This window comes from Lentzea sp. NPDC004782 (genome assembly GCF_040609115.1).
GTDB lineage: Bacteria > Actinomycetota > Actinomycetes > Mycobacteriales > Pseudonocardiaceae > Lentzea.
Map to the genome: position 1 here is coordinate 136,831 of NZ_JBEXJN010000010.1, position 24,684 is coordinate 161,514.

General features: G+C 70.6%; 23 protein-coding genes. 1 reads left to right on the top strand and 22 read right to left on the bottom strand.

What is annotated here, in order from left to right:
- Nucleotides 1-10: 10 nt before the first annotated feature.
- The 8 genes from rpe to ggt all read right to left on the bottom strand — a co-directional run bounded on the left by rpe (nt 11) and on the right by ggt (nt 7,087).
- Entirely contained in the window at nt 11-661 is a 651-nt protein-coding gene (gene rpe, locus ABZV40_RS12335) for a ribulose-phosphate 3-epimerase (RefSeq protein ID WP_355439005.1), read from the bottom strand.
- Between the two features lie 26 nt (nt 662-687).
- Entirely contained in the window at nt 688-1,185 is a 498-nt protein-coding gene (locus ABZV40_RS12340; protein WP_355439007.1) for a flavoprotein, read from the bottom strand.
- 278 nt (nt 1,186-1,463) lie between these two features.
- Entirely contained in the window at nt 1,464-2,933 is a 1,470-nt protein-coding gene (locus tag ABZV40_RS12345) for an RsmB/NOP family class I SAM-dependent RNA methyltransferase (protein ID WP_355439009.1), read from the bottom strand.
- 157 nt (nt 2,934-3,090) lie between these two features.
- Nucleotides 3,091-4,017 carry a methionyl-tRNA formyltransferase gene (gene fmt, locus ABZV40_RS12350; protein ID WP_355439011.1) on the bottom strand — a complete coding sequence of 309 codons (927 nt, stop codon included), beginning with the start codon at nt 4,015-4,017 and terminating at the stop codon, nt 3,091-3,093.
- A gap of 2 nt (nt 4,018-4,019) precedes the next feature.
- Entirely contained in the window at nt 4,020-4,568 is a 549-nt protein-coding gene (gene def / locus ABZV40_RS12355; RefSeq protein ID WP_355439013.1) for a peptide deformylase, read from the bottom strand.
- A 47-nt stretch (nt 4,569-4,615) separates the two neighbouring features.
- A complete protein-coding gene (locus ABZV40_RS12360; RefSeq protein ID WP_355439015.1) occupies nt 4,616-4,765 on the bottom strand; it encodes a hypothetical protein in 150 nt (49 codons plus the stop codon).
- A 118-nt stretch (nt 4,766-4,883) separates the two neighbouring features.
- A complete protein-coding gene (locus tag ABZV40_RS12365) occupies nt 4,884-5,216 on the bottom strand; it encodes a hypothetical protein (RefSeq protein WP_355439017.1) in 333 nt (110 codons plus the stop codon).
- A gap of 101 nt (nt 5,217-5,317) precedes the next feature.
- Nucleotides 5,318-7,087, bottom strand: coding sequence for a gamma-glutamyltransferase (ggt, locus tag ABZV40_RS12370; protein ID WP_355439021.1), 1,770 nt, complete (start codon nt 7,085-7,087; stop codon nt 5,318-5,320).
- 65 nt (nt 7,088-7,152) lie between these two features.
- Here ggt and ABZV40_RS12375 point away from each other — a divergent pair, with 65 nt between their 5' ends.
- Entirely contained in the window at nt 7,153-7,626 is a 474-nt protein-coding gene (locus ABZV40_RS12375; RefSeq protein ID WP_355439024.1) for a hypothetical protein, read from the top strand.
- A gap of 124 nt (nt 7,627-7,750) precedes the next feature.
- Here ABZV40_RS12375 and ABZV40_RS12380 read toward each other — a convergent pair whose 3' ends face one another.
- The 14 genes from ABZV40_RS12380 to pyrR form a co-directional block, all read right to left on the bottom strand.
- Complete coding sequence (locus tag ABZV40_RS12380; RefSeq protein ID WP_355439027.1) at nt 7,751-9,892, bottom strand: primosomal protein N'; 2,142 nt, start codon at nt 9,890-9,892, stop codon at nt 7,751-7,753.
- A gap of 58 nt (nt 9,893-9,950) precedes the next feature.
- Complete coding sequence (locus ABZV40_RS12385) at nt 9,951-11,897, bottom strand: phosphocholine-specific phospholipase C (protein WP_355439030.1); 1,947 nt, start codon at nt 11,895-11,897, stop codon at nt 9,951-9,953.
- Nucleotides 11,898-12,150: 253 nt separating this feature from the next.
- Nucleotides 12,151-13,353 (bottom strand): methionine adenosyltransferase, encoded by a 1,203-nt coding sequence (gene metK, locus ABZV40_RS12390; protein WP_355439033.1) that lies wholly within the window; start codon nt 13,351-13,353, stop codon nt 12,151-12,153.
- 38 nt (nt 13,354-13,391) lie between these two features.
- The gene (coaBC, locus tag ABZV40_RS12395; protein ID WP_355439192.1) at nt 13,392-14,597 is read right to left on the bottom strand and encodes a bifunctional phosphopantothenoylcysteine decarboxylase/phosphopantothenate--cysteine ligase CoaBC; all 1,206 of its coding nucleotides are present in this window, start codon (nt 14,595-14,597) and stop codon (nt 13,392-13,394) included.
- Between the two features lie 44 nt (nt 14,598-14,641).
- Nucleotides 14,642-14,920: a DNA-directed RNA polymerase subunit omega gene (gene rpoZ / locus ABZV40_RS12400; protein WP_045313812.1), complete on the bottom strand. Its 279-nt coding sequence runs from the start codon at nt 14,918-14,920 to the stop codon at nt 14,642-14,644.
- Nucleotides 14,921-14,923: 3 nt separating this feature from the next.
- Entirely contained in the window at nt 14,924-15,520 is a 597-nt protein-coding gene (gene gmk / locus ABZV40_RS12405) for a guanylate kinase (protein ID WP_355439036.1), read from the bottom strand.
- Nucleotides 15,517-15,834: an integration host factor, actinobacterial type gene (mihF, locus tag ABZV40_RS12410; protein ID WP_030471603.1), complete on the bottom strand. Its 318-nt coding sequence runs from the start codon at nt 15,832-15,834 to the stop codon at nt 15,517-15,519. Before mihF ends, gmk begins: the two co-directional genes overlap by 4 nt.
- Before the next feature lie 296 nt (nt 15,835-16,130).
- Entirely contained in the window at nt 16,131-16,943 is an 813-nt protein-coding gene (gene pyrF, locus ABZV40_RS12415; RefSeq protein ID WP_355439039.1) for an orotidine-5'-phosphate decarboxylase, read from the bottom strand.
- Nucleotides 16,940-20,242, bottom strand: coding sequence for a carbamoyl-phosphate synthase large subunit (carB, locus tag ABZV40_RS12420; RefSeq protein WP_355439042.1), 3,303 nt, complete (start codon nt 20,240-20,242; stop codon nt 16,940-16,942). Before carB ends, pyrF begins: the two co-directional genes overlap by 4 nt.
- Nucleotides 20,242-21,354, bottom strand: coding sequence for a glutamine-hydrolyzing carbamoyl-phosphate synthase small subunit (carA, locus tag ABZV40_RS12425; RefSeq protein WP_355439045.1), 1,113 nt, complete (start codon nt 21,352-21,354; stop codon nt 20,242-20,244). Before carA ends, carB begins: the two co-directional genes overlap by 1 nt.
- Nucleotides 21,351-21,857 carry a transporter gene (locus ABZV40_RS12430; RefSeq protein ID WP_355439048.1) on the bottom strand — a complete coding sequence of 169 codons (507 nt, stop codon included), beginning with the start codon at nt 21,855-21,857 and terminating at the stop codon, nt 21,351-21,353. Before ABZV40_RS12430 ends, carA begins: the two co-directional genes overlap by 4 nt.
- Nucleotides 21,854-23,134 (bottom strand): dihydroorotase, encoded by a 1,281-nt coding sequence (locus ABZV40_RS12435; RefSeq protein ID WP_355439051.1) that lies wholly within the window; start codon nt 23,132-23,134, stop codon nt 21,854-21,856. Before ABZV40_RS12435 ends, ABZV40_RS12430 begins: the two co-directional genes overlap by 4 nt.
- Complete coding sequence (locus ABZV40_RS12440; protein ID WP_355439054.1) at nt 23,131-24,063, bottom strand: aspartate carbamoyltransferase catalytic subunit; 933 nt, start codon at nt 24,061-24,063, stop codon at nt 23,131-23,133. The genes ABZV40_RS12435 and ABZV40_RS12440 overlap by 4 nt, the downstream gene beginning before the upstream one ends.
- Nucleotides 24,060-24,632, bottom strand: a complete 573-nt coding sequence (pyrR, locus tag ABZV40_RS12445; protein WP_355439057.1) for a bifunctional pyr operon transcriptional regulator/uracil phosphoribosyltransferase PyrR — start codon at nt 24,630-24,632, stop codon at nt 24,060-24,062. Before pyrR ends, ABZV40_RS12440 begins: the two co-directional genes overlap by 4 nt.
- Nucleotides 24,633-24,684 lie beyond the last annotated feature (52 nt).

The following is a 24,684-nucleotide window of genomic DNA, read 5'->3' on the forward strand; positions in this document are numbered from 1 at the left end:
TCCTCGGGTGTCACCTCGCCCCGGCTGCCTGAGCGCGCAACGCCTCGACGGCCTTGCCGGGGTCGGCGGCGTCGTACACGGCGGACCCGGCCACGAAGCAGTCCACACCGGCCTGCGCGGCCTGCTCGATGGTGTCGGCGTTGATGCCGCCGTCGATCTCCACGAGCAGCTTGAGGTGCCCGGTGTCGACGAGGCGGCGGGCGGTCCTGACCTTCTCCAGCACGTCCGCCATGAACTTCTGCCCGCCGAAGCCCGGCTCGACCGACATCACCAGCAGCGTGTCGTAGTGCTTGAGGACCTCGACGTACGGCTCCAGCGGCGTGCCGGGCTTGATGCTCAGCCCCGCCTTGCTGCCCGCGGCCCTGAGGTCCCCGGCGAGCTTGACCGGGTCGTTCGCCGCCTCGACGTGCACCGTCACGTTGTAGGCGCCCGCCTCGGCGTACCCGATGGCCCAGCGGTCCGGGTCGTCGATCATGAGATGGCAGTCGATCGGGATGTCGGTGACCTTGAGCAGCGACTTCACCACCGGCAGCCCGAGCGTCAGGTTCGGCACGAAGTGGTTGTCCATGACGTCGACGTGGATCCAGTCCGACGTCGGCACCGCGGCGAGCTCGTCGGCGAGCCGCGCGAAGTCGGCGGACAGGATGCTGGGGGCGATCATCGGCGTGTGGACCACAAGGGTGAAGTCTAGGTGTCCAGCAGGTCGAGCAGCCTGCCGGGAGCCTCGTCAGTGACCACCACGACACCCGCCCCGGTGAGGGTCTTCAGGTGGGTCTCCCACATCGGGTGACGGCGCTTGTCCGCACTCGCCTGCGGCATGACGACGACCTTGCAGCCCTCGACGCCCATGGCCTCGTTCAGGGCCGTCAGCGCCTGGTTGTCACCGATGCCCAGGGCCAGCTTGGCCACGGAGTTCGCGCTGGCGGGCGCGAAGATGAACGCGTCCGGCGTCGGGTGCGGCTTCGGCCGGCTCGGCAACCGCGGCTGCCACCGGATCCCGAGGTCGGTGAGGGCCTGCAGCCGGTCCAGCTCGCCCGCCTCCTCGAACCACGGCACGACCGCCGGGGTGAGGGTGATGGCGAGCCGCCAGCCGCGCCGCGCCGCGGGTTCGGCGAGCTCCGTGCGGAACCAGGTCTCCACGCCGCCGCAGCCCGACGCGACCAGTCCCAGCAGTCCTCGTGTCATTGCGCCGATGGTAGGCGGCGGGTCCGGCGTGGACGATCATCGGCGAGGCGGGGGTGCAGACGCCCCGCACTCACCACCCGATCAGGGCCGCCAGAGCCACGACGGGGACCCGCGCCACTCCCACGAACACCCTCTGCCACCACCTGGGCGCGGGCGGCCGGCGCGCACGTTCCCGTGGACGTCGCGAATCCGGGTGACGTGACCGTCCTGCACGTCACCGGCTGTGTTGCCGCCGGTTCTGTCGCGCCCACCCGCCCGTCCTCAGCCGCGCAGGACTGTCAGACCCCGCCACTACCGTCGTTCACGAGCGCTCGAGCAGGGCGTCGCAGCACCGCGCAGAACATCGCGTCGGTGCCGTGCAGATGAGGCCAGAGCTGGACGTGCGGCCCTTCCCCGAGGTCCGGAACTCCCGGGAAGAGCTCCCGCGTGTCCAGCACTTCCGCCCCGGTCCGCCGCGCGACGTCCGTCACGACCCCGACGGTTTCGGAGAGATGAGGTGAGCACACGACATAACCGACAACGCCGCCAGGACGCACCAGTCGCAACGCCTCGGTGAGCAGCTCGCGCTGCAGCTTCGTGAGCGTGCCGACGTCGGCGGGCTGGCGCCGCCACCGCGCCTCCGGGCGCCTGCGCAGTGCACCGAGACCGGTGCAGGGCGCGTCGACCAGCACTCGGTCGAACGCCCCTTCGACGAAGTCGGTCTCGCGGCCGTCGGCCACGTGCACGGTCACCGGCAGGCCTGAGGTGATCTTGCGCACGAGCTCGGCGCGGTGGGGTGCCTTCTCGACGGCGATCAGCTCGCCACCTTCGAGGCCGACGAGTGCGGCGAGCAGCGCGGCCTTGCCGCCGGGGCCCGCGCAGAGGTCCAGCCAGCGGTCGTCAGTGCCCTCCAGGGTTGCGCGGGTGAGGGCCAGTGCGCACAACTGGCTGCCCTCGTCCTGGACGTTGGCGAGGCGTTCCCGGACGGGCTCGAGATCGCCCGGGTCGCCCGCCCCGGCGTCCAGGTGCACGCCGTAGGGCGAGTAAGGCGCCACGTCACCACCGGTGATGGCGGCGAGCTCGTCGGCGCTCACCTCGCCGGGCCGTGCCACCAGGTGCACGGCAGGCCGGGCGTCATCGGCCTCCAGGGCGCGCTTCAGCGGCTCGTCCCGGCTGCCGAGGGCCTCCGCGAACGCCTGCGCGATCCACCGCGGGTGCGCGTGCGCGAAGGCGAGGTTGCCGATCGGGTCGGTGTCCGGGTCGGGCGCGAGCTCGTCGACCCACGCGGCCTCGTCCTGCTCGGCGACGCGGCGCAGCACGGCGTTGACGAACCCGGCGATCCCGGACCCGAGCTCGGCCCGCACGAGGTCGACGGTGGAGGCAACCGCCGCGTGCGACGGAATCCGGGTGCGCAGCAGCTGATACGCACCCAGCCGCAACGCGTCGAGCGCCGACCCGTCCACTTCGGACAGCGGGCGGTCGGAGCACGCCTCGATGACGGCGTCGAGCAATCCCTGAGCGCGCGCCGCACCGTAGGTGAGCTCGGTGGCCAGCGCGGCATCACGGCCAGTGATGCGGCGCTCGCGCAACAGCTGCGGCAGCACGAGGTTCGCGTACGCGTCGCGCTGCCGAACCGCCCGCAACGTCTCCAACGCGGCAAGACGTGCCGGGTCCTCCACGGGCGGCCGTGAGGGCCCGGTGCGCCGCCGCGGCGGATGCGGCCTGCGCGGACGGGAAGGCTTGGAGGCTCCTCGCGAGTAGCCGGTCATGCGATGCACTCTCCTGCTGCGGCGCGGCCAACGCGCGCCGAGTTCGTCTCTGCCGCCACGCGTCCACCCGCTGTGCCACGGCCACCTGAAGCCGGCCCCGCCCCGGCTCGCATCTGCGCGACCACGGTGATACCGCGCGTCGTTGCTCGAGAGCGCGTCACGCGATGCGCTCCCCCGCCTCGATGCGCACGCCGCGGGCCCAGTCGGTGGCGGCCATGCGCTTCTTGCCCTGCGCCTGGACCTCGCCGAGCGCCACCGCGGTCGTCGCGGTGCCGACGAGCACCCGCTTGCGCTCCACGAGGATCTCCCCGGCGGGCAGCGTCACGTCGTCCACGGGCGTCACGGGGCCGAGCTTCAGCCGCTCGTCCCGGAACGACGCCCACGCGCCGGGCTCGGGTGTCACGGCGCGTGCGAGGCGGTCGACGGCCGCAGCGGGCGCGGTGAAGTCGAGGCGCGCGTCCTCGACGGTGATCTTGGGTGCGTAGGTGACGCCGTCGGCGGGCTGTTCGACGGCGCGCAGGGTGCCGTCCTCGATGCCGTCCACAGTGGACAGCAGCAGCTGCGCGCCGGACTCGGACAGCCGGGCGAGCAGGTCGCCGGAGGTGTCGCGGTCGCGGACCTTCTCGGTCACCACGCCGAAGACCGGGCCGGCGTCGAGCTCGCGCACGATGCGGAACGTCGAGGCGCCCGTGATGTCGTCGCCGTTGCGCACGGCGGCCTGCACCGGCGCGGCGCCGCGCCAGGCGGGCAGCACGGAGAAGTGGAGGTTGACCCAGCCGAACTTCGGCACGTCGAGCGTGCGCTGCGGCAGCAGGTTGCCGTAGGCGACGACCGGGCACAGGTCCGGTTCGAGGGCGCGCAGGCGGTCGAGGAACTCGGGGTCGCCGGCCTTCGCGGGCGTCAGCACCTCGATGCCGTGTTCGTCGGCGAGCGCGGCGACGGGTGAGCGCTCCAGCTTGCGGCCGCGGCCGGAGGGTGCGTCGGGGCGGGTGACCACGGCGACGACGTCGTGGCGCGGGGAGTCGATGAAGGCGCGCAGCGAGGGAAGTGCGACCTCGGGCGTACCGGCGAACACGAGTCGCATGGTCAGCTGGACCTGCCGAAGAGTGGGTGCGGGCTCTGCTTCAAGGTGGGGACCGTACCGTCGAACCACTCGGCCTGCCGGATCTCCCTCATGGCGAGCTTGCGGGTCTCGGCGTCGAGGCGGTCGAGGAACAGCACGCCGTCGAGGTGGTCCGTCTCGTGCTGGATGCAGCGGGCCAGCGTCTCGGTGCCCTCGACCTCGACCGGCTCACCGTGCATGTTCCAGCCCTTGGCCACGACGTGCAGGTGGCGCTTGCAGTCCCACGACATGCCGGGGATGGACAGGCAGCCCTCGGGACCGTCCTGCATCTCCTCGCCCACCACGTCCCACGTCGGGTTGACGAGGTGTCCCGCGAAGCCGTCGCAGTGGTAGGTGAACACGCGCAGCCCCACACCGAGCTGCGGCGCGGCCAGTCCCGCTCCACCCGCGTTCTGCATCGAGTCCCACAGGTCCTTGACCAGGGTGCGCAGTTCTTTGTCGAAGTCGGTGACCTCGACGGCGGGGGTGCGCAGCACCGGGTCGCCGAACAGGCGGATGGGTTGGACGGTCACGCAGTGCTCCTCGTGGTGGACTGGTTGCCAGTCTACGAGGAGCGCGGTCAGTGCTCGGACGCGCTGCCGAGGAAGATCACGCCCACCAGCGCCACGAGGAAGTGGCCGGCGAACCGCAGCGCCGTCAGCACCGGGCGGAACAACGCGTGGAAGTTGAGCTGGGCCACCGAGGCAGTACCGGCAGTTGTCGTCGTCATGCCACAAACTGTGCCGTTCGCGCAGGTCAGCCCACATCGGCTCGCGGTATCGAGTCTCCATCAGCCCGAGGTGGGACGATCGGGCGCGCCACTCGGCCGAAAGGCGGACACCCGCACGTCACAAAGGCCGATGCGACGGTGTGGTGACGCACATCGTGGCACCGCTGGGCACCCGGTAGGCGCGCTGTTCGCCGCAGCGGGCGCCGTGCAGGAACGTCGCGGTCTCACCGGTGTCGTCGAAGCGGACGGTGAGCACCATGCCGGCCTCGTCGTCGAACCGGATCCGGGCCGGCGCGAGCAGTGCCGTGAATTCGTTGCGGAGCCGGTGGTGCGCCTGCGGTGTCGGCCACACGCGCGGGTTGTCCTCGTCATGGCGCCTCCGTGACGGGGCAGATGCCGTCAGGGCGATCTGGGGAGGGAGCACGTTGACCAGGCGGTCCAGCCTCACCATGGGCCCACCGAAGCCACCGGACCAGCGCAGGACCTGCCCGGAAAACGAGCGGGTGGGGTGCGGAAGCCCGCACCCCACCCGGCGACTCGTCGTGCTCGCGCTCAGCCCACGCACACCACGCGGGCGGCGCCTCCGCCGCGCCGCGTCGGCTCGGCCACGGCACGCCAGCGGCCGTCCGGGGCCCGCTCGACACCGGTGGCGGCACCGATCTCGGCGTTCTGGCTGAACTTGTGGCCGATGGCCTGCAGGCCCGCGGTGGTCGCGGCGGCGATGAACTCCGCCTCGGCCGGGGTCGTGGCCGAGTTGCGCTGGGAGGCGCGCGGCGCGGCCACGGCGTCGAGCAGCGACATGCCGCGGTCCAGGCGCCCGGTCAGGATCTGGGTGACCGTGGTGATGATCGTGGCACCGCCGGGTGAGCCGACGGCCAGCTTGACCTCGCCGTGGTCCAGCACGATGGTCGGGGCCATCGACGAGCGCGGGCGCTTGCCGGGGCCGGGCAGGTTCGGGTGCGGGACGCCGGCGGTCGGGGGCACGAACTCGAAGTCGGTGAGCTCGTTGTTGAGCAGGAAGCCGCGTCCGGGCACGACGATGCCGCTGCCGCCTTCGGACTCGATGGTCAGCGTGTACGCGACGACGTTGCCCCAGCGGTCGGCGACCGTCAGGTGCGTGGTGCGCTCGGCGTCCTCGCGCAGGTTCGAGGGACCCGCGGTGGCCTCGCAGGGCTTGGGGTTGTCCGGATCGGCGGCGGGTTGCGGGGCGGGCAGGACGGCGTCGGGCTTGATCAGGCACGCGCGGGTGTCGGCGAACTCCTGCGACAGCAGGCCGTCGGTCGGCACGCGGGTGAAGGCCGGGTCGCCCACCCAGCGCAGGCGGTCGGCGAACGAGAGCTTCGTCGACTCGATGAACCGGTGCAGGTACTCGACGCCGGAGACCTCGGAGAGGTCGGTCGACTCCAGGATGTTCAGCGCCTCGCCGACGGTCGTGCCGCCCGACGACGGCGCCGCCATGCCGTAGACGTCGAGGCCGCGGTAGCGCGAATGCGTGGGCTCCCGGCGTTCGACCTGGTAGCGGGCGAGGTCGGAGATCTCCATGGCGCCGGGGCGGACGTTGCGGGTCGAACCCGGCACGACCGGCGGCTGCTGGACGGTCTTGACGAGGTCGCGGCCGACCGGTCCGCCGTAGAGGGAGGCGAGGTCTGTGCGGGCCAGCTCGCGGTAGGTGTCAGCCAGCTGCGGGTTGCGGAACGTGCTGCCGACGGCCGGCGGCTTCCCGCCGGGCAGGTACAGGTCGCGGGTCGAGGTGAAGTCGGCGAAGCGCGCGGCGTTGTTGGCGACCTGCGTGTTGAACGTCTGGTCGACGACGAAACCACGCCGTGCCAACGCTTCCGCCGGTGCCATGGCCTGCCGCAGGTTCAGCGTGCCCCACCTGCGCAGGGCCTGCTGCCACGTCTTGGGTGTGCCGGGCACGCCGACGGACAGACCGCTGGTCACCGCCTCGGCGAACGGCAGCGGTTTGCCGTTCTCCACGAACAGCTGGTCGGTCGCGGAACGCGGCGCGGTCTCCCGTCCGTCCAGAGTGGACACGCGCCCGGTGCGGGCGTCGTAGTAGACGAAGAAGCCGCCTCCGCCGATACCCGCCGAGAACGGGTCGGTCACGCCGAGTGCGGCGGCGGTGGCGACGGCGGCGTCGACGGCGTTGCCCCCTCTGCGGAGCACGTCGATGCCGATCTGGGACGCGTCGGGGTCGACGCTGGTGACGGCACCGCCCCAGCCGACCTGCTCGGGCACGCGCACAGGTGTTTCCGCCGCGCCTGCCTGAGCGGGGGCGACCAGCACTACGGACAGCGTCAGGGCGGCGACCGTTCGCAACATGCGGAAACTTCTACTCCGTTGCCACCGGATGGCAAGGCCCCTTGAGGAAGGCCTAAGGTGCGGAGGTGATCGATCTTGACCGGTTGCGAACGGATTTCGCGAACACCCCGCTCGACGAGGCCGACCGCGAGGAGGCGCTGCACCTGCTCCTGCGCGACCGCCGCGAGAGCGACGCGGACCTGCTGCGCCACCTGCTGGCCGAGGAGACGGCCGCCCACCGCGAGGGCTGGGGCCTGAGCGAGACGATGGTCCTCGCCGCGCTGCTGCTCGCCGAGTGCGGCCGCGAAGAGGACGTCTGGACGCTGTGGGAGGCCAAGAACGCCTCCTTCGACACCATGGCGGGCATCGACGGCTTCCTGTTGTTCCCCGCGGGCATCTCGGGCACCACGGCGCACGTGATCTCGAACGAGGACCACCCCGAGCGCGCCGACCTGATGACCTACATGAGCGAGTACCTCGAGTACGAGCAGCTCACCGACGACGACATCCGCGGCCACATCGCGAACCTGCGTTCGTACTACGACTCCTCGTCCGGGTAGAGCCGGGCCTGCAGCGTGATCGTGCCCAACGGCGGCAGGGCACTGAGCGTGAGGAAGCTGCGGCGCATGCGCGTGACCGCAGATGCACAGCGAGTGACCAGCCAGCGGTTGGTCTGGCCCAGACCTACAGGACCTCCAGCGGATCCAGCTTGATGCGCACCAGCTCCTGTTCCTTCCTCGCGGTCCGCACGGCCTGCGCCTCGGCGAGCACGGCGGCCAGCTGACGGCCCTCACTGCGGGCGACCCGGACCAACGCCCGTTCCCTGGTCTCGTCCTCACCCAGCGGCACGGGCCCGAGGACCTCGCCGGTCGGCGGCAACCGCAGCTCGTCGAGCAGGGCGTTCACCGCGTCCGGCGTGCCGTCGACGGTCGCCATCCGCACCGCGGGCGGGAACCCGAGCTCGGTGCGCGCGGCCAGCTCGGTGGCGGCGTGCCACACCGGGTCCCACCGCACGAGGGCCTGCACCGGCGTCAGGCCGGAGTCCGCGATGACGACCACCCGCCCGTTGCCCGGCCGCACCAGTCCCGCGGCCGTCATCCAGCGCCGGAGCGCCTCCTCGGACGCCCTGAGATCGGCACGCCCCAGCAACGCCCACCCGTCGAGCAACAGCACCGCGCCGTACCCACCTTCGGCGACGGGTTCGGCGCCCGGTGTCGCCACCACCAGGGCGGGTTTGCCGGGAACCTCGGTCAGCACCTCGTCGGCCCCGCTGGTGCGCACCGGATGCCCGGGAAACGCCCGCCCCAGCTCCTCGGCCGTGCGCCTGGCGCCGATGATCTGGCCACGCAGCCTGCGCGACCCGCAGGTCGGGCACCGGAAACCGGCCTCCGTCGCCGCGCACCACCGGCAGTACGCGGGCTTCGGCAGGCCGTCCTCGGTCCCGCCCGGCAACGCCAACGGCCCCGCGCACCGCCGGCAGCGAGCGGGCCCCCGGCACTGACCGCACGCGAGGGCGGGCACGTAACCGCGCCGCGGCACCTGGATCAGCACCGGCGAGTCGGTCAGGGCGAACCGGGCCGCGTCGAAGGCGATGGACGGCAGGCGCGCCGTGCGAGCGGCGGGGTCCTTGACCTCCTGCCACTCGTTGTCGCCCACCGAGACCACCCGCGGCGCCACCGACCGCAACGTCTCGCGGGAGGCCACGATCTCGTGCGCCCAGCCCGTCTCGACGAGCAGCTGGGCCTCGGCCGTGCGGGCGAAGCCGCCGATCAGCAGCGCGGCCCCGGACATGTGCGCGCGCTGGACCAGCACGTCGCGCACGTTCGGGTACGGCGAACGCTGCTCGACGTGCAGGTCGTCCCCGTCGTCCCACACGACCAGCAGACCGGGGTTCTCGACCGGCGCGAACGCCGTGGCGCGAGTGCCGACGACGACCCTGGCGACGCCCCTGCGGACCGCCAGCCACCGTTTGTAGCGCTCGGAGGGCCCCAGATCGGCCGAGAGCGTCACCACGCCTTCGATGAGCTTGCCGCACGCCTCGGACACACGGGCGAGGTCGCGGTGGTCCGGCACGACGATGACGACGCCGCGGCCGGTGGAGGCGACCGCGGCCGCCGCCTCGGCCAGGCGGGCGGGCCAGTCCTCGGACGGCAGGGCCTGCCAGACCGCGTGGGCCGGGCGGCCGGTGCGGAGGGCTTCCAGGTACTTGGGGCCGCGGGGATAGCGGGACCAGGCGTCGGCGGGGACCGGGGGAAGCTGGGACCGGATCGGTGACGTGGGGGACGCGGAGTCCGCAGACGATGTCGCCACGACGTCCTCGAACGCGTCGGCCGGGGCATCGAGCCCGTCGTCCGCGGGAGCAGCGCACCCGCCCCCCACCGGGTCCGTCCCGACCCAGGCCGGGACCTGCGGCAGCGGCGCCGGTTCGCCTGACGCGGCGGCCTCCGCGCGGGCGTGGCGGGGCGGGATCGCGAGCCTGAGGACGTCGATCATGCTGCCCGCGTACCGGTCGGCGACGGCGCGGGCCAGGGCGGCGATCTCCGGCGAGAGCACCGGTTCCGGCGACACGACCTTCTCGATGAAGGCGAGCTTCTTGCCGTAGTCGGAGGTCTCGGCGCGCTCCAGGAGGTAGCCGTCGACGAGCTGGCCCGCGAACCGGACGCGGACACGGGAGCCCGGCACGGCCGCCGTGTCCAGTTCGGACGGAACCGCGTAGTCGAAGGGGCGGTCGAGGTGGGCCAGCGGCACGTCCACCACGATCCGGGCGACCGGCAGCACAGCCGCGGGCACTCGTTCGCCCCGTCTCGCCCCGGTCTTCGCGCTCATGCTCCTGGTGTATCAGACACCTCTGACAGTCACGCGCCGCACCTCACCGAACAGGTGATCATCCGGAGATCGATTCCTGGCCGTTCTCGATGTGCCCGCACAGACGGCGGCGGAACCGCGGCTCCTCCTCCACCGTCACGGTCAGGTCGTACCAGCCGGAGTTCATCGCGGTCAGCCACGGGATGACGTACCGATGGCCTGGTCTCACCACGTACCGCCGCCGCCCGAGCACGAACGTCAGCCGGGACGAGCCCGTGTTCTCGAAGGTGAGTGTCAGCACACGGCTGTAGCCGCGCACCGACGACGACACGTGCGCGCTGTCAGAAGAAGACCCGGCGAACTCACGGCGGAACCCGTTGGGCCCGAGCAGAACGAGATCATGATCACCCGCGATCTCGGCCGACGCCGACGAGGAGACGTCGAAGTGCTGCGGCACCGCGAACTGGCCCGAGTACGGGTACAGCGCGAAGTGCACGGACGCCGAACCGGAGTTCGTCATCTCCAGCCGCGACCCGCGCAACGACGCGTCAGGCTGGTACGGCAGGGCTCGCGCGCGCCTGCGACCGGCTTCCTGCTCGGGCATCTTCTGCGACGACGGCGGCACGGGACGCCATCGGGGCGTCGCGGGCGGCACCGGCGCGGGCTCCCCCACCTCGGGCCACGTGCGACGGCGGTCGAAGTCGAACGCAGAGGTCAGGTCACCGGAAACGGTCCGGCGCCACGCGGAGATCTCCTCCGACCGCACACCGGTCCACTTCTCCAGGAACTGCGTGATCGACGTGTGGTCGAACACCTGCGAACACACGTATCCGCCAACGGACCACGGCGAGACGACAGTCATCGGCACGCGCATACCGAGCCCCAACGGACGGTCACCCACGTACTCGTCCGTGACGGACAACGGCGGGCGCGGCGGCGGCACGTGGTCGTAGAAGCCGTCGTTCTCGTCGTAGGTGATGAACAGGACCGTGGACTCCCACACCTCCTGGTTGGACGCCAACGCGTCCAGCACCTGGTAGGTGATCGAGGCGGAGGCGGCGGGCGACGACGCGCCGGGGTGCTCGGAGTCCGCGGAGGACGGAACCAGGTACGACACCGCCGGAAGGCGCCCGGACGCGACGTCGGCCCGGAACGCCTCGCCGAGCCCGCCCGGCCGGACGCGGTGCAGTCCCCTGTCGTACAACGACTTCTCGGCCGGGGTCAGCTTCGTCAGGTCGATCGCGCCGATCAGCGCGGGGTCACCGGTGGCGTACAGCTTGTCCAGCGACCTGAACCCGGCCGGCAGCACCTTGCGCGCGATTTCCTTGAACCGCGCGAAGAACTCCAGGTTGTTGTCCTGGAAGTTGTCCCACTCCTGGTACACCCGCCACGACCTCCCCGCCGCCTCAAGGCGTTCCGGGTAGGTCTTCCACGTGTAGCCGGTGTGCTTGTCCTCGTTGTAGGCGGCGTTCCCGGTCGCCCGGCCACCGGAGGGCTCGAACCCGGTGTAGCCGGACACCCAGTAGTTCCGGTTCGGCGAGGTGGAGGACGGCACCGAGCAGTGGTAGGCGTCGCACAGCGTGAAGGTGTCGGCCAGCTCGTAGTGGAACGGGATGTCCTGCCGCGTGTAGAACGCCATGGTGGCCGCGGTCTTGGCCGGCACCCAGTTGTCGTTCCACCCGCCGCGCAACGCCGCGTGCCCGCCGTTCCAGCTGTGGTCGAGGTCGCCGATGTACTGGACGTCCCGCCCGGACGCGGCCTCGCGCACCGGGAACGGCAGCACGCCGGACTGGTCGAACACGCCGCGCAACGCGTTGCGGTCGGAGAACCCGCGCACGCCGCGAAGGGTGCCGTAGTAGTGGTCGAACGACCGGTTTTCCTGCATCAACAGCACGACGTGCTTGATCGCGCGCAACCCACCCGCACGGGGTTCACGGGCCAATGCGGCGTACACCGACGGCGGCAGCAACGCACCCGCACCGGCCGCCGCGGCAGCAGCCATGAACCCGCGACGAGACAGCGACATGGAACGAGTTTCTAGTCTCAGCAGGTGACGCGGAACCGTCGCGAGTATGAACAAAGACTTCGTCCGCCCGACGTATCAGGGTGCGTCCCGAGAGCTCCGCTGGATGCGCGGGCATGTCGTCCGCCTGGTCCGGCCCCTCGAAGTCACCGGTCAGGCGGCGCGCCTCGCCGGTACGCGCCGGCGCTCCCTCCTGGCGCTGCCGACCGCAACGGCCCGCCTCCCTTCGGGGAAGCGGGCCGTTGTGGCGAGCGGATCAGGCGCCTGCGGCGTTGCGCAGGGCCTCGGCGCGGTCCGTGGACTCCCACGGCAGGTCGACGTCGGTGCGGCCGAAGTGGCCGTACGCGGCGGTTGGGGCGTAGATCGGGCGGAGCAGGTCGAGGTCGCGGATGATCGCGGCCGGCCGGAGGTCGAAGACCTCGTTGATGGCCTGCTGGATCTTCTGCGGGTCGACGGTCTCGGTGCCGAAGGTCTCGACGAAGAGGCCGACCGGGGCCGCCTTGCCGATGGCGTAGGCGACCTGGACCTCGACGCGGGTGGCGAGGCCCGCCGCGACGGTGTTCTTCGCGACCCAGCGCATGGCGTAGGCGGCGGAGCGGTCGACCTTCGACGGGTCCTTGCCGGAGAAGGCACCGCCGCCGTGGCGGGCCATGCCGCCGTAGGTGTCGACGATGATCTTGCGGCCGGTCAGGCCCGCGTCGCCCATCGGGCCGCCGATGACGAAGCGGCCGGTCGGGTTGGTCAGCAGGCGCACGTCCGTGGTGTCGAGGCCCAGCTCGTCGATCTCGGGCTGCACGACGTGCTGGCGGATGTCGACGCCGAGGAGCTTCTCCAGGTCGATGCCGTCGGCGTGCTGCGTGGAGACGACGACGGTGTCGAGGCGCACGGGCTGGTCGCCCGCGTACTCGATGGTGACCTGGGTCTTGCCGTCCGGGCGCAGGTACGGGACGGTGCCGTCCTTGCGGACCGCGGTCAGGCGGCGCGAGAGGCGGTGCGCCAGCGCGATCGGCAGCGGCATGAGCTCGGGCGTGTCGGTGCACGCGTAACCGAACATGAGGCCCTGGTCGCCGGCGCCCTGCTTGTCGATCTCGTCGGCCGCGCCCTCGACGCGGTTCTCGAACGCCGTGTCGACGCCCTGCGCGATGTCCGGGGACTGGGAGCCGATGGCGACGTTCACGCCGCACGAGTGGCCGTCGAAGCCCTTCGCGGACGAGTCGTAGCCGATCTCCAGGATCTTCTCGCGGACGATCGTGGGGATGTCGGCGTAGGCCTCCGTGGTGACCTCACCCGCGACGTGGACCTGCCCCGTGGTGACCAGCGTCTCCACCGCGACGCGGGAGCGCGGGTCCTTCGCCAGCAGCGCGTCGAGGATCGAGTCGCTGATCGCGTCGCAGATCTTGTCGGGGTGTCCCTCGGTCACCGACTCACTGGTGAACAGCCTGCTGCTGTGCTGGCTCACGGACACTCCTTATTCGCTGTCATGACGTCTGGAAGAGCTTACTGAGGTTCACCGGAACGGGCGGTAACTGCGTCCCACACCGCGGACGCCAGTTGCGCTTTCGACCCGTGCGGTATAGCCGTCTCGGCGCCGTCGGCGGAGAGCAGCCACCCGGAGTTGTCCTCCTGCTCGAATACGAGGCCGGCGCCCACCCGGTTCACCACCAGGAGGTCGCAGCCCTTGCGCTGCAGTTTCGCCCGGCCGTAGTCGAGCACCGACGTCGTCTCGTCGCCCGTCTCGGCCGCGAACCCGACGATCAGCTGACCCTCCCGACGTGCGGAAACGAGCTCCGCGAGGATGTCGGGGTTCTTCGTCAGCGAGATCGGGTCGGGGTCCGCCGAAGTCTTCTTGATCTTGTGCCCGGCGAGCGCGACGGGCCGGAAGTCAGCCACCGCGGCGGCCATCACGACCACGTCCGCGTCCGCCGCGACCTTGTGCATGGCGTCGCGCAGCTCCATCGCGGAGCCGACCCGGACCAGGTCGACCCCGGCGGGCGTGGCGAGGTCCGCGGTGTTGCCCGCGACCAACGTCACCCTCGCACCGCGCTGGGCCGCGACCCGCGCCAGTGCGTAGCCCTGCTTGCCGGACGAGCGGTTGCCGAGGAACCGGACCGGGTCGAGGGGTTCGCGCGTACCGCCGGCGGAGATCGCGACGTGCACGCCTTCCAGTGTCCGCTGCAACGCGTCCGGGCGCACCAGCAGCAACCGGGCGAGCTCGACGATCTCGGCGGGGTCGGGCAACCGGCCCTTGCCGGTGTCCTTGCCGGTCAGGCGGCCGCTCGCGGGCTCGGCGACGACGACCCCGCGGGAGCGCAGCAGCGCCACGTTGTGCTGGGTGGCCGGGTGCTCCCACATCTCGGTGTGCATCGCCGGGACCAGCAGGACCGGACAGCGCGCGGTCAGCAGGGTGTTCGTCAGCAGGTCGTCCGCGATGCCGTGGGCGGCCTTCGCGATGATGTTCGCCGTCGCCGGGGCCACGACCACGAGGTCGGCGTTCTGCCCGAGCTTGACGTGCGGGACCTCGTGCACGTCGTCGAACGGGTCGGCGGTCACGACCTGGCCGGACAGCGCCTCGAACGTGGCCGCACCCACGAACTTGAGCGCGCCCTCCGTGGGAACGACCCGCACGGAATGACCGGATTCGGTCAGGCGCCGCAAAACCTCACAGGCCTTGTACGCGGCGATGCCCCCGCCGACGCCCAGGATGATCCTGGGCTTCGCGGGGGCATCAGCGTCGCTAGACGCGGAATTCACTCGCCCTCGGTGTGCTCGAGGAGACCCGCGTGGATCTCACGAAGAGCGATCGAGAGGGGCTTCTCACGCGGGCCCGGCTCGACGAGCGGGCCGACGTACTCGAGCAGGCCCTCGCCGAGCTGCGCGTAGTAGTCGTTGATCTGGCGGGCACGCTTCGCGGCGTAGATCACCAACGCGTACTTCGAGCTCACCTGCTCCAGCAGGTCGTCGATCGGCGGGTTGGTGATGCCCTCCGGGGAACCGGTCAGATGACCGAGCTCGGTGTGGGTGATCACTCGTCAAACTCCTGAGATTCGTGGTCCGACCATCAAGGATAGCAACTCGGCGGCGGCCGCCCGCACGTCGGCGTTCACGACGACCTCGTCGAACTCCTTCTCGGCCGCCAGCTCCTCGCGGGCGATGGCCAGTCGGCGCTCGACGACCTCCGGGTGCTCGGTGCCCCGGCCGGTCAGCCGGTCCACCAGGTGTTCCCACGACGGGGGCGCCAGCATGACCAGCTGGGCGTCCGGCATTGCCACGCGGACCTGCCGCGCTCCCTGCAGTTCGATCTCCAGCAGAGCGGGCCTGCCTGCGGCCAGTGCGTCCTCGACAGGCTTGCGGGGGGTTCCGTAGCGGTTGCCGGCGAACTCGGCGTGTTCGAGGAACTCGCCGGCATCGGCCATCTGCTGGAACTTGTCGCGGTCGACGAAGTGGTAGTGCACCCCGTCGACCTCCCCCGGCCTCGGCTTCCTGGTGGTCGCCGAGACGGAGAAGTACACATCGGGCTGCTGCTTGCGCAGCTCCGCCAGGACGCTGGACTTGCCGACGCCCGACGGCCCGGACAGGACGGTGAGACGGGAGCGGGCAGAACCCGCCCCCGTCCCGGTGTCACTCACTCTCCGCTGAACTCGGAGAGCAGGGCCTTGCGCTGACGGTCACCGAGACCGCGCAGGCGACGGCTGGGAGCGATCTCGAGGCGCTCCATGATCTGCTGCGCGCGCACCTTGCCGACGCCCGGCAGGGCCTCGAGCAGCGCGGACACCTTCATCTTGCCCAGGACCTCGTCGCTCTCGGCGGCCTTGAGCACGTCCGTCAGGGTCGTGCCGCCGCGCTTGAGGCGCTCCTTGAGCTCAGCCCGAGCGCGACGAGCGGCAGCAGCCTTCTCCAGCGCTGCGGCTCGCTGCTCCTCGGTAAGCTGGGGAAGAGCCACGATTTCCTCCGTGGTGTGGATTCTTTTCGGATCGGTGCCGCGACCGTACCGACCGCAATTGCCTGGGGACAACGTGACCCAGTCAGGTAAATCTCCAGCGGCCATGAGTGATGCGGCGGGTGGTAGTAGTACCAACACCCTCCGGCGGCCTGATCACTGCCCTCCGGCAACTCGTCGCCCACGTTACGTGTGCTATGAGGCCGGTGACCAGCGGGGCAGCCGGTGGCGTGGACCCTACCAACACATGTTTCCCCAGGTGAGCGCGCCACACCCCAAAAGACGTGGCGCGCCCCTCCTCAGAGGCTCTCCTGAACCCTCCGCACGGCCCTGACCAGCGACGATACGTCCGGCCCATGCTTGAGAACATCTCGTGAAGAAGTCGGAAAGACGTTGCGCATGTCGGGCCCGAAGAGCCGTTTTAGATCAGTGACCGAGCCGCCCTGAGCCCCGAAACCGGGGGCCAGGATCGGCCCGTTGAACCCCGCGAGGTCCACATCCGTTTCCCCGATCGTGGCACCCACGACGAGCCCCACATCGCCGCACGGAGAAATGCCGGAATTCCGAGCGGTGGCGAAATCGATGATCGTCTGCGCCACGGTTCGCCCGTCCGGAGCAACGGAGCGCTGGACCTCGGCACCCTCCGGGTTGGACGTCAGCGCCAGCACGAACACGCCGCGGCCGGTCGCCCGCGCCGTGTCCAGGGCGGGCTGCAGGGACCCGAAACCGAGGAACGGCGACAGGGTCACCGCGTCACCGGCCAGCGGTGAGCCGTCGCCCAGGTAGGCCTCGGCGTAGGCGGCCATGGTGGAGCCGATGTCACCGCGCTTGGCGTCCACGAGCACCAGCGTGCCCGAGTCGCGCAGCTCCGCGATCACCCGCTCCAGCACGGCGACGCCACGTGACCCGTAGGCCTCGAAGAACGCCGCCTGGGGCTTCACCATCGCGACCTTGCCGCCGAACGCCTCCACGGCCGTCAGAGCGAACCGTTCGAGGCCCTCCGCGGTGCGGGAGAGGCCCCAGGCGTCGAGCAGGCTCGGGTGCGGGTCGATCCCGGCGCACAGAGGCCCGTACGCCTCGACGGCTTTCGCGAGCCGCTCCCCGAACGTCACGCGCCCTCCCTCAGCGTGGCCTGGAGCGCCTGCAGCGGCTGCACGCCGATGTCACCGCGGATGAGCGCCTCGATGCCGTGCACGGCCGCCGCGGCACCCTGGATCGTGGTGACGCACGGGATGTCCTTGGCCACCGCGGCGGTGCGGATCTCGTAGCCGTCCACGCGCGGGCCGCTGTTGCCGTACGGCGTGTTGAAGATCATGTCGATCTCGCCGGCCAGGATCATGTCGACGACGTTGCCCTCGCCCTCGAAGTGCTTGCGCACCTCGGTGCACGGGATCCCGTTGCGCTTGAGCACCTCCGCCGTGCCCGCGGTGGCGAGGATCTGGAACCCGAGGTCGGCCAGGCGCTTGACCGGGAAGATCATCGCGCGCTTGTCGCGGTTCGCGAACGACACGAACACCTTGCCCGAGGTCGGCAGCGAACCGTACGAGGCCGTCTGCGACTTCGCGAACGCCTTGCCGAACGACGAGTCGATGCCCATGACCTCGCCGGTGGACTTCATCTCCGGGCCCAGCAACGAGTCCACGCCGTGGCCCTCGGGCGTGCGGAAGCGGTGGAACTGCATGACCGCCTCCTTCACCGCGACCGGCGCGTGCTCGGGCAGCCGGGCACCGTCACCGGTGGCCGGCAGGAGGCCCTCCTCGCGCAGCTCCGCGATGGTGGCGCCGAGCATGACCCGCGACGCGGCCTTGGCCATGGAGACAGCGGTCGCCTTGGACACGAACGGCACCGTGCGCGACGCACGCGGGTTCGCCTCCAGGACGTACAGCACGTCGTCCTTGAGCGCGTACTGGACGTTCAGCAGGCCCTTCACGCCGATGCCGCGCGCGATCGCCTCGGTGGAGCGGCGGACGTTCTCGATGTCCGACGCGCCGAGCGTGATCGGCGGCAGCGCGCAGGACGAGTCACCGGAGTGCACGCCGGCTTCCTCGATGTGCTCCATGACGCCGCCGATGAACACCTCGTGGCCGTCGCACAGCGCGTCCACGTCGATCTCGATGGCGTCGTCGAGGAACCGGTCGACCAGCACCGGGTGCTCGGGCGTCACCTCGGTCGCGCGGGCGATGTAGCCCGACAGCGACTCCTCGTCGTAGACGATCTCCATGCCCCGGCCGCCCAGGACGTACGACGGCCGCACGAGGACCGGGTAGCCGATCTCGTCGGCGATCTCCTTGGCCTCGTCGAACGAGGTGGCGGTGCCGAACTTCGGCGCGGGCAGACCGGCCTCGGTGAGCACCTTGCCGAACTGGCCGCGGTCCTCGGCGAGGTGGATCGCCTCGGGCGTCGTGCCCACGACCGGCACGCCGGCGTCGGCCAGGCGCTGCGCCAGGCCCAGCGGCGTCTGGCCGCCGAGCTGCACGATCACGCCGGCGACCTCGCCGGAGCGCTGCTCGGAGTGCACGACCTCCAGGACGTCCTCGAACGTCAGCGGCTCGAAGTACAGGCGGTCGGAGGTGTCGTAGTCGGTCGACACGGTCTCCGGGTTGCAGTTGACCATGACGGTCTCGTACCCGGCCTCCCGCAGCGCCATGGCCGCGTGCACGCACGAGTAGTCGAACTCGATGCCCTGCCCGATGCGGTTCGGTCCGGAGCCCAGGATCAGCACCTTCGGCTTCTCCCGCTGCTCGCTCACCTCCGACTCGGCGTTCGGGTCGAGCTCGTAGGCGGAGTAGTGGTACGGCGTCTCGGACTTGAACTCCGCCGCGCACGTGTCGACGGTCTTGTAGACCGGCCGCACACCCAGGCGGTGCCGCAGCGCGCGCACGCCGTCCTCACCCGCGAGCTCCGGGCGCAGCACGGAGATCTGCCGGTCCGACAGGCCCGCGCGCTTCGCCTTGCGCAGCAACGGTTCGTCGAGCACGGGAGCGTCCAGCAGCTCCGTGCGCAACTGACCGAGCCACGCGATCTGCTCGATGAACCACGGGTCGATCCCCGAGGCCTTGTGGACGTCCTCAATGGACGCACCGAGCCGCAGAGCGCGCTCGACCGTGTAGAGGCGGCCGTCATGACCGCGATTCAGTTGTGCCAGGACGGATTCCAGAGTAGTGCCCTGCGGATCCGGCTGCGTCCAGAAACCGACCGCTTTCGTTTCCAGCGAACGCAGCGCCTTGCCCAGCGCCTCGACGAAGTTGCGGCCGATGGACATGGCCTCGCCGACCGACTTCATCGTCGTCGTCAGCGTGGGGTCCGCGCCGGGGAACTTCTCGAACGCGAACCGCGGCGCCTTCACGACCACGTAGTCGAGCGTCGGCTCGAACGACGCCGGGGTCTCGCCGGTGATGTCGTTGGTGATCTCGTCGAGCGTGTAGCCGATCGCGAGCTTCGCGGCGATCTTGGCGATCGGGAACCCGGTCGCCTTCGACGCCAGCGCGGAAGACCGCGACACCCGCGGGTTCATCTCGATGACGACCATGCGGCCGTTCTCGGGGTGGATGGCGAACTGGATGTTGCAGCCGCCGGTGTCCACGCCGACCTCGCGGATGACCTGGATGCCGACGTCGCGCATGTGCTGGTACTCGCGGTCGGTCAGCGTCATCGCCGGCGCCACCGTCACCGAGTCGCCGGTGTGCACGCCCATCGGGTCGATGTTCTCGATCGAGCAGATGACGACCACGTTGTCGTTGCGGTCGCGCATCAGCTCAAGCTCGTACTCCTTCCACCCGAGCACGCTCTCCTCGATCAGCACCTCGGTGACCGGGGACTCCTCCAGGCCGATCGACGCGAGCCGCTCCAGCTCGTCGGGCGTGTGCGCCATGCCGGAACCCAGGCCGCCCATGGTGAACGACGGCCGGATGACGACCGGCAGGCCCAGCTCGGCGACGGTCGCGCGGACCTCGTCCATCGTCTTGCACACGGCCGAACGCGGGACCTCGGCGCCGATCTTGCGCACGATGTCCTTGAACATCTGCCGGTCCTCGCCACGCTGGATCGCGTCGACGTTCGCGCCGATCAGCTCGACGTCGTACTTCTCCAGCACACCGCGCTCGTGCAGCGCGATGGCCGTGTTCAGCGCGGTCTGGCCGCCCAGCGTCGCCAGCACGGCGTCGGGGCGTTCCTGCGCGATGACCTTCTCCACGAACTCGGCCGTGATCGGCTCGATGTAGGTGGCGTCCGCGAACTCGGGGTCGGTCATGATCGTGGCCGGGTTGGAGTTCACCAGGCTGACCCTGATGCCCTCCTCCCGCAGCACCCGGCACGCCTGGGTGCCGGAGTAGTCGAACTCGCACGCCTGACCGATCACGATCGGGCCGGACCCGATGACCAGGATGTGCTTGAGATCAGTCCTCTTCGGCATCAGCGGGCCTCATTCATCAGCGTCACGAACTCGTCGAACAGGGGCGCGGCGTCGTGGGGACCGGCCGCGGCCTCGGGGTGGTACTGCACGGAGAACGCCGGGGCGTCGAGCAGCCGGACGCCCTCGACGGTGCCGTCGTTGGGGCAGTAGTGCGACAGCACCGCGCGGCCGAACTCCGAGGTGAACTCCTCCCCCGGCGTGCCCTCCAGCGCGAACCCGTGGTTCTGCGCGGTGATCGCGACCTTGCCGGTGGCCACGTCGATCACCGGGATGTTGATGCCGCGGTGGCCGTAGCGCATCTTGTAGGTCCCGCGACCCACCGCGCGGCCCAGGATCTGGTTGCCGAAGCAGATGCCGAACAGCGGCAGCTTGCGCGACAGCGCTTCCTTGGTCAGGGCGATGGCGTGGTCCTGCGTCGCCGGGTCACCAGGACCGTTGGACAGGAACAACCCGTCCGGGCTCGTCGCGAGGATGTCCTCGAACGAGGAGGTCAACGGCAGCACGTGCACCTCGATGCCGCGCGCCGCCATCATCCGCGGGGTGTTCGACTTGATGCCCAGGTCGAGCGCCGCGACGGTGAACTTCTTCTCACCGATCGCCTCGACCACGTACGGCTTGTCCGTCGTCACGTCGACCGCGAGGTTCGCGCCGACCATCTGCGCGGACGCCTTGACCTGCTCGATCATCGACGCGTCGTCGGTGAGCTCCGAGCCGGAGAACACGCCGGCCCGCATCGCGCCCTGCTCGCGGATGTGGCGGGTCAGCGTGCGCGTGTCGAGGCCGGAGATGCCCACGACGCCCTGGTTCGCCAGCTCCTCGTCCAGACCGCGCCTGGACCGCCAGTTCGACGGTGTCCGCGCGGGGTCGCGCACCACGTACCCGGCGACCCAGATCTTCGACGACTCGTCGTCCTCGTCGTTCCAGCCGGTGTTGCCGATCTGCGGCGCCGTCTGCACCACGATCTGGCGGTGGTACGACGGGTCGGTCAGGGTTTCCTGGTACCCCGTCATGGCCGTGGAGAACACGACCTCGCCGAGCGAGACGCCGGTCGCTCCGTACGCCTCACCGCGGAAGACGCGACCGTCCTCCAGCACCAATGCCGCGTTCGTCACGCCTTGCCTCCGTGTTCAATTGCCTTCCGGCTGAGTGCCGCAACCAATTCGTCGTAAACCTCTTTGTCGTCACCGCGGAAACCGGTGTCGAACAGGTGGCCCTGGTTCTCCCACTGGACCACCAGCAGTCCCTCTTCGCTGAACATGACCTTCCCGGCGAGCCCGCGGTCGGTGCGGGCGTCGCGGATGGACCCGGCGGGGATGAAGATCGGCGTCGCGCCGACGCGGTCGATGGCGACGCCTTCCGGCACGAGGCTCAACGTGGCCTCGGCGCGGTGGCCGATGTCGCCGACCTGGATGCGGTCCTGCCAGTTGCCCGCGTTGGTCGTTCCGACGTAGACGCCCGTGGTCGCGAGCTGCGGCTCACCGAGCGTCGCGGGGGTCGCGGGGAACGCGGGCAGATCGGCCTGCTTGCGCTGGCGTCGCTTCCAGCCGTGCCACATGCCGTAGACGCACAACGCGAAGAACAGGAACACCACCACAACGAGCAGCACGCGGGTCATTCCGCAATCCTTCCCGCGAGAGCCGTGACGCGCCCACGCAAGATGGTCGCCGTCACCGCGCCGGGCAGTTCCATGCCCTCGAACGGGGTGTTGCCCGCGATGCTCGCGAGCTGCGCGCCGTTCACCGTCCACGTCGCGTCCGGGTCGACCAGCACGAGGTTCGCGGGCTCGCCGGCGGAGATCGGACGGCCCTGGTCGGTCAGCCCGGCGATCTCGGCGGGCTTCTCGCTCATCACCCGTGCGACACCGCGCCAGTCCAGCAGGCCGGTCTTCACCATCGTCTCGACGACGATGCTCAGCGCGGTCTGCAGACCCAGCATGCCCGGCCGGGCCGCCGACCACTCGCAGTCCTTGTCCTGGACGGCGTGCGGGGCGTGGTCCGTGGCGACGCAGTCGATCGTGCCGTCGGCCAGCGCCTGGCGCAGCGCGTCGACGTCGCTCTGGGTGCGCAACGGCGGGTTGACCTTGTTGACCGGGTCGTAGGTGCTCAGCCGGTCGTCGGTCAGGATCAGGTGGTGCGGGGTGACCTCGGCGGACACCTTCGTGCCGCGTGCCTTGGCCCACTTCAGCACGTCGGCCGTGCCGGTGGTGCTGACGTGGCAGACGTGCAGCTTCGCGCCGACCTGCTGCGCGAGGATGCAGTCGCGGGCGACGATCGACTCCTCGGCCGCGGCCGGCCAGCCCTGCAGGCCGAGCCTCGAGGCGTTCTCGCCCTCGTGCGCCTGGGCACCGATCGTGAGCCGGGGCTCCTCGGCGTGCTGGGCGATCACGGCGCCGAGAGCCTTCGAGTACTCCAGGGCGCGGCGCATGATCAACGGGTCGTGCACGCAGTGGCCGTCGTCGGAGAAGACGCGCACGTTGGCCTTGGAGCCCGCCATCGTGCCGAGCTCGGCGAGCTTCTCGCCCTTGAGCCCGACGGTGACGGCGCCGACCGGGTGGACGTCGACCAGGCCGACCTCACGGCCGCGGCGGGCGACGTGCTCGACGATGACGGCGTTGTCGGCGACCGGGTCGGTGTTGGCCATGGCGAAGACCGCCGTGTAGCCACCGAGAGCGGCCGCACGCGAACCGGTTTCGATGGTCTCGGTGTCCTCGCGGCCGGGTTCGCGCAGGTGGGTGTGCAGGTCGACGAAGCCCGGCAGCAGCACCGCGCCGTTGCCCTCGATCACTTCGGCGTTGTCGTCCGTGCCCTCTGCGATCACGCCGTCGCGGATCAGCAGATCGATCGGTTCCCCCTCGCCGTAGGGCCTAACTCCCTTGAGCAGCAAGGGTTTCACGCGGTTTCCTCCTCATGGGCAAGCAGGTGGTACAGCACGGCCATGCGCACGTGGACACCGTTGCGGACCTGCTCGGTGATGGCGGCCTGCGGGCTGTCGGCGACGACGGAGGCGATCTCCATGCCGCGCAGCATCGGGCCGGGGTGCAGCACGACGGCGTGCTCTGGCAGCAGCTTCAGGCGGCGCTCGTTGAGGCCGTAGGCGATCGAGTACTCGCGGGAGCTGGGGAAGAACCCGCCGGTCATGCGCTCGGCCTGGACGCGCAGCATCATCACCGCGTCCTGGCCGGCGAGTTCCGCATCGATCTCGTGCGACACCGAGACCGGCCACTTCTCCACGCCCACCGGCAGCAGCGTCGGCGGGGCGATCAACGTGACCTCGGCACCGAGCGTGGTGAGCAGGTGCACGTTCGACCGCGCCACGCGGCTGTGCAGCACGTCTCCCACGATCGCGACGCGGCGGCCGTCCAGGCTGCCGAGGCGGTCGCGCAGCGTGGCGGCGTCGAGCAGTGCCTGGGTCGGGTGCTCGTGCATGCCGTCGCCCGCGTTCACCACGGACGTGCTGGTGTGCTTGAGCCAGCCCGCGAGCCGGTGCGCCGCGCCCGAAGCCGGGTGCCGCACGATCACGCAGTCCGCGCCCGCGGCCTGCAGGGTCAGCGCGGTGTCGCGCAGCGACTCGCCCTTGCTGACGCTGGAACCGGAGCTGCTGACGTTGATCACGTCGGCGGACATCCACTTGCCCGCGATCTCGAACGAGACGCGGGTGCGGGTGCTGTTCTCGTAGAACATGGTGATCACGGTGCGTCCGCGCAGCGTCGGCAGCTTGCGGACCTCGCGGCCGAGCAGCGCCTGCTTCAGCCGGTCCGCGGTGTCGAGGATCGCGGTGGCCTGGTCGCGGCCGAGACCGTCGGTGGAGAGCAGGTGCTTCACTTCAGCACCACTCCGTCACGCCCGTCGAACTCCTCCAGGAGCACGACGACGTCCTCGGTCTTGGCCGTCGGCAGGTTCTTGCCGACGTAGTCCGCGCGGATCGGCAGCTCCCGGTGCCCGCGGTCGACCAGCACGGCGAGCTGCACCGAGCGGGGACGGCCGTGGTCGCGCAGGGCGTCGAGCGCGGCGCGGATGGTGCGGCCGGAGAACAGCACGTCGTCCACGAGCACGACGAGCTTGTCGTCGATGCCGCCCTCGGGCAGCTTCGTCGTCTCCAGCGGCCTGGTCGGGCCGCGGCGGAGGTCGTCGCGGTAGAGCGTGATGTCCAGAGTGCCTTCGAGCACCTGGCGGCCGGAAAATTCGGCGATCCTAGCGGCCAGACGGCGTGCGAGGGGGGCTCCCCTGCTGGGAATACCCATCAAGACGACGTCGGGTGCGCTCGGTGCATCGAGAGCGGTCTTCTCGATGATCTGATGGGCCATTCGGGCGACAGTGCGCGCGACATCACCGGCCGACAGGATCTCGCGATCCCCGGCCGGATCCGTCGCGCCACGTTGACGTGACGCCACGGCTGGACCTCCTTCCCCGCCTCACTGGACGGGTCCTTAAAGGACGTCGGAC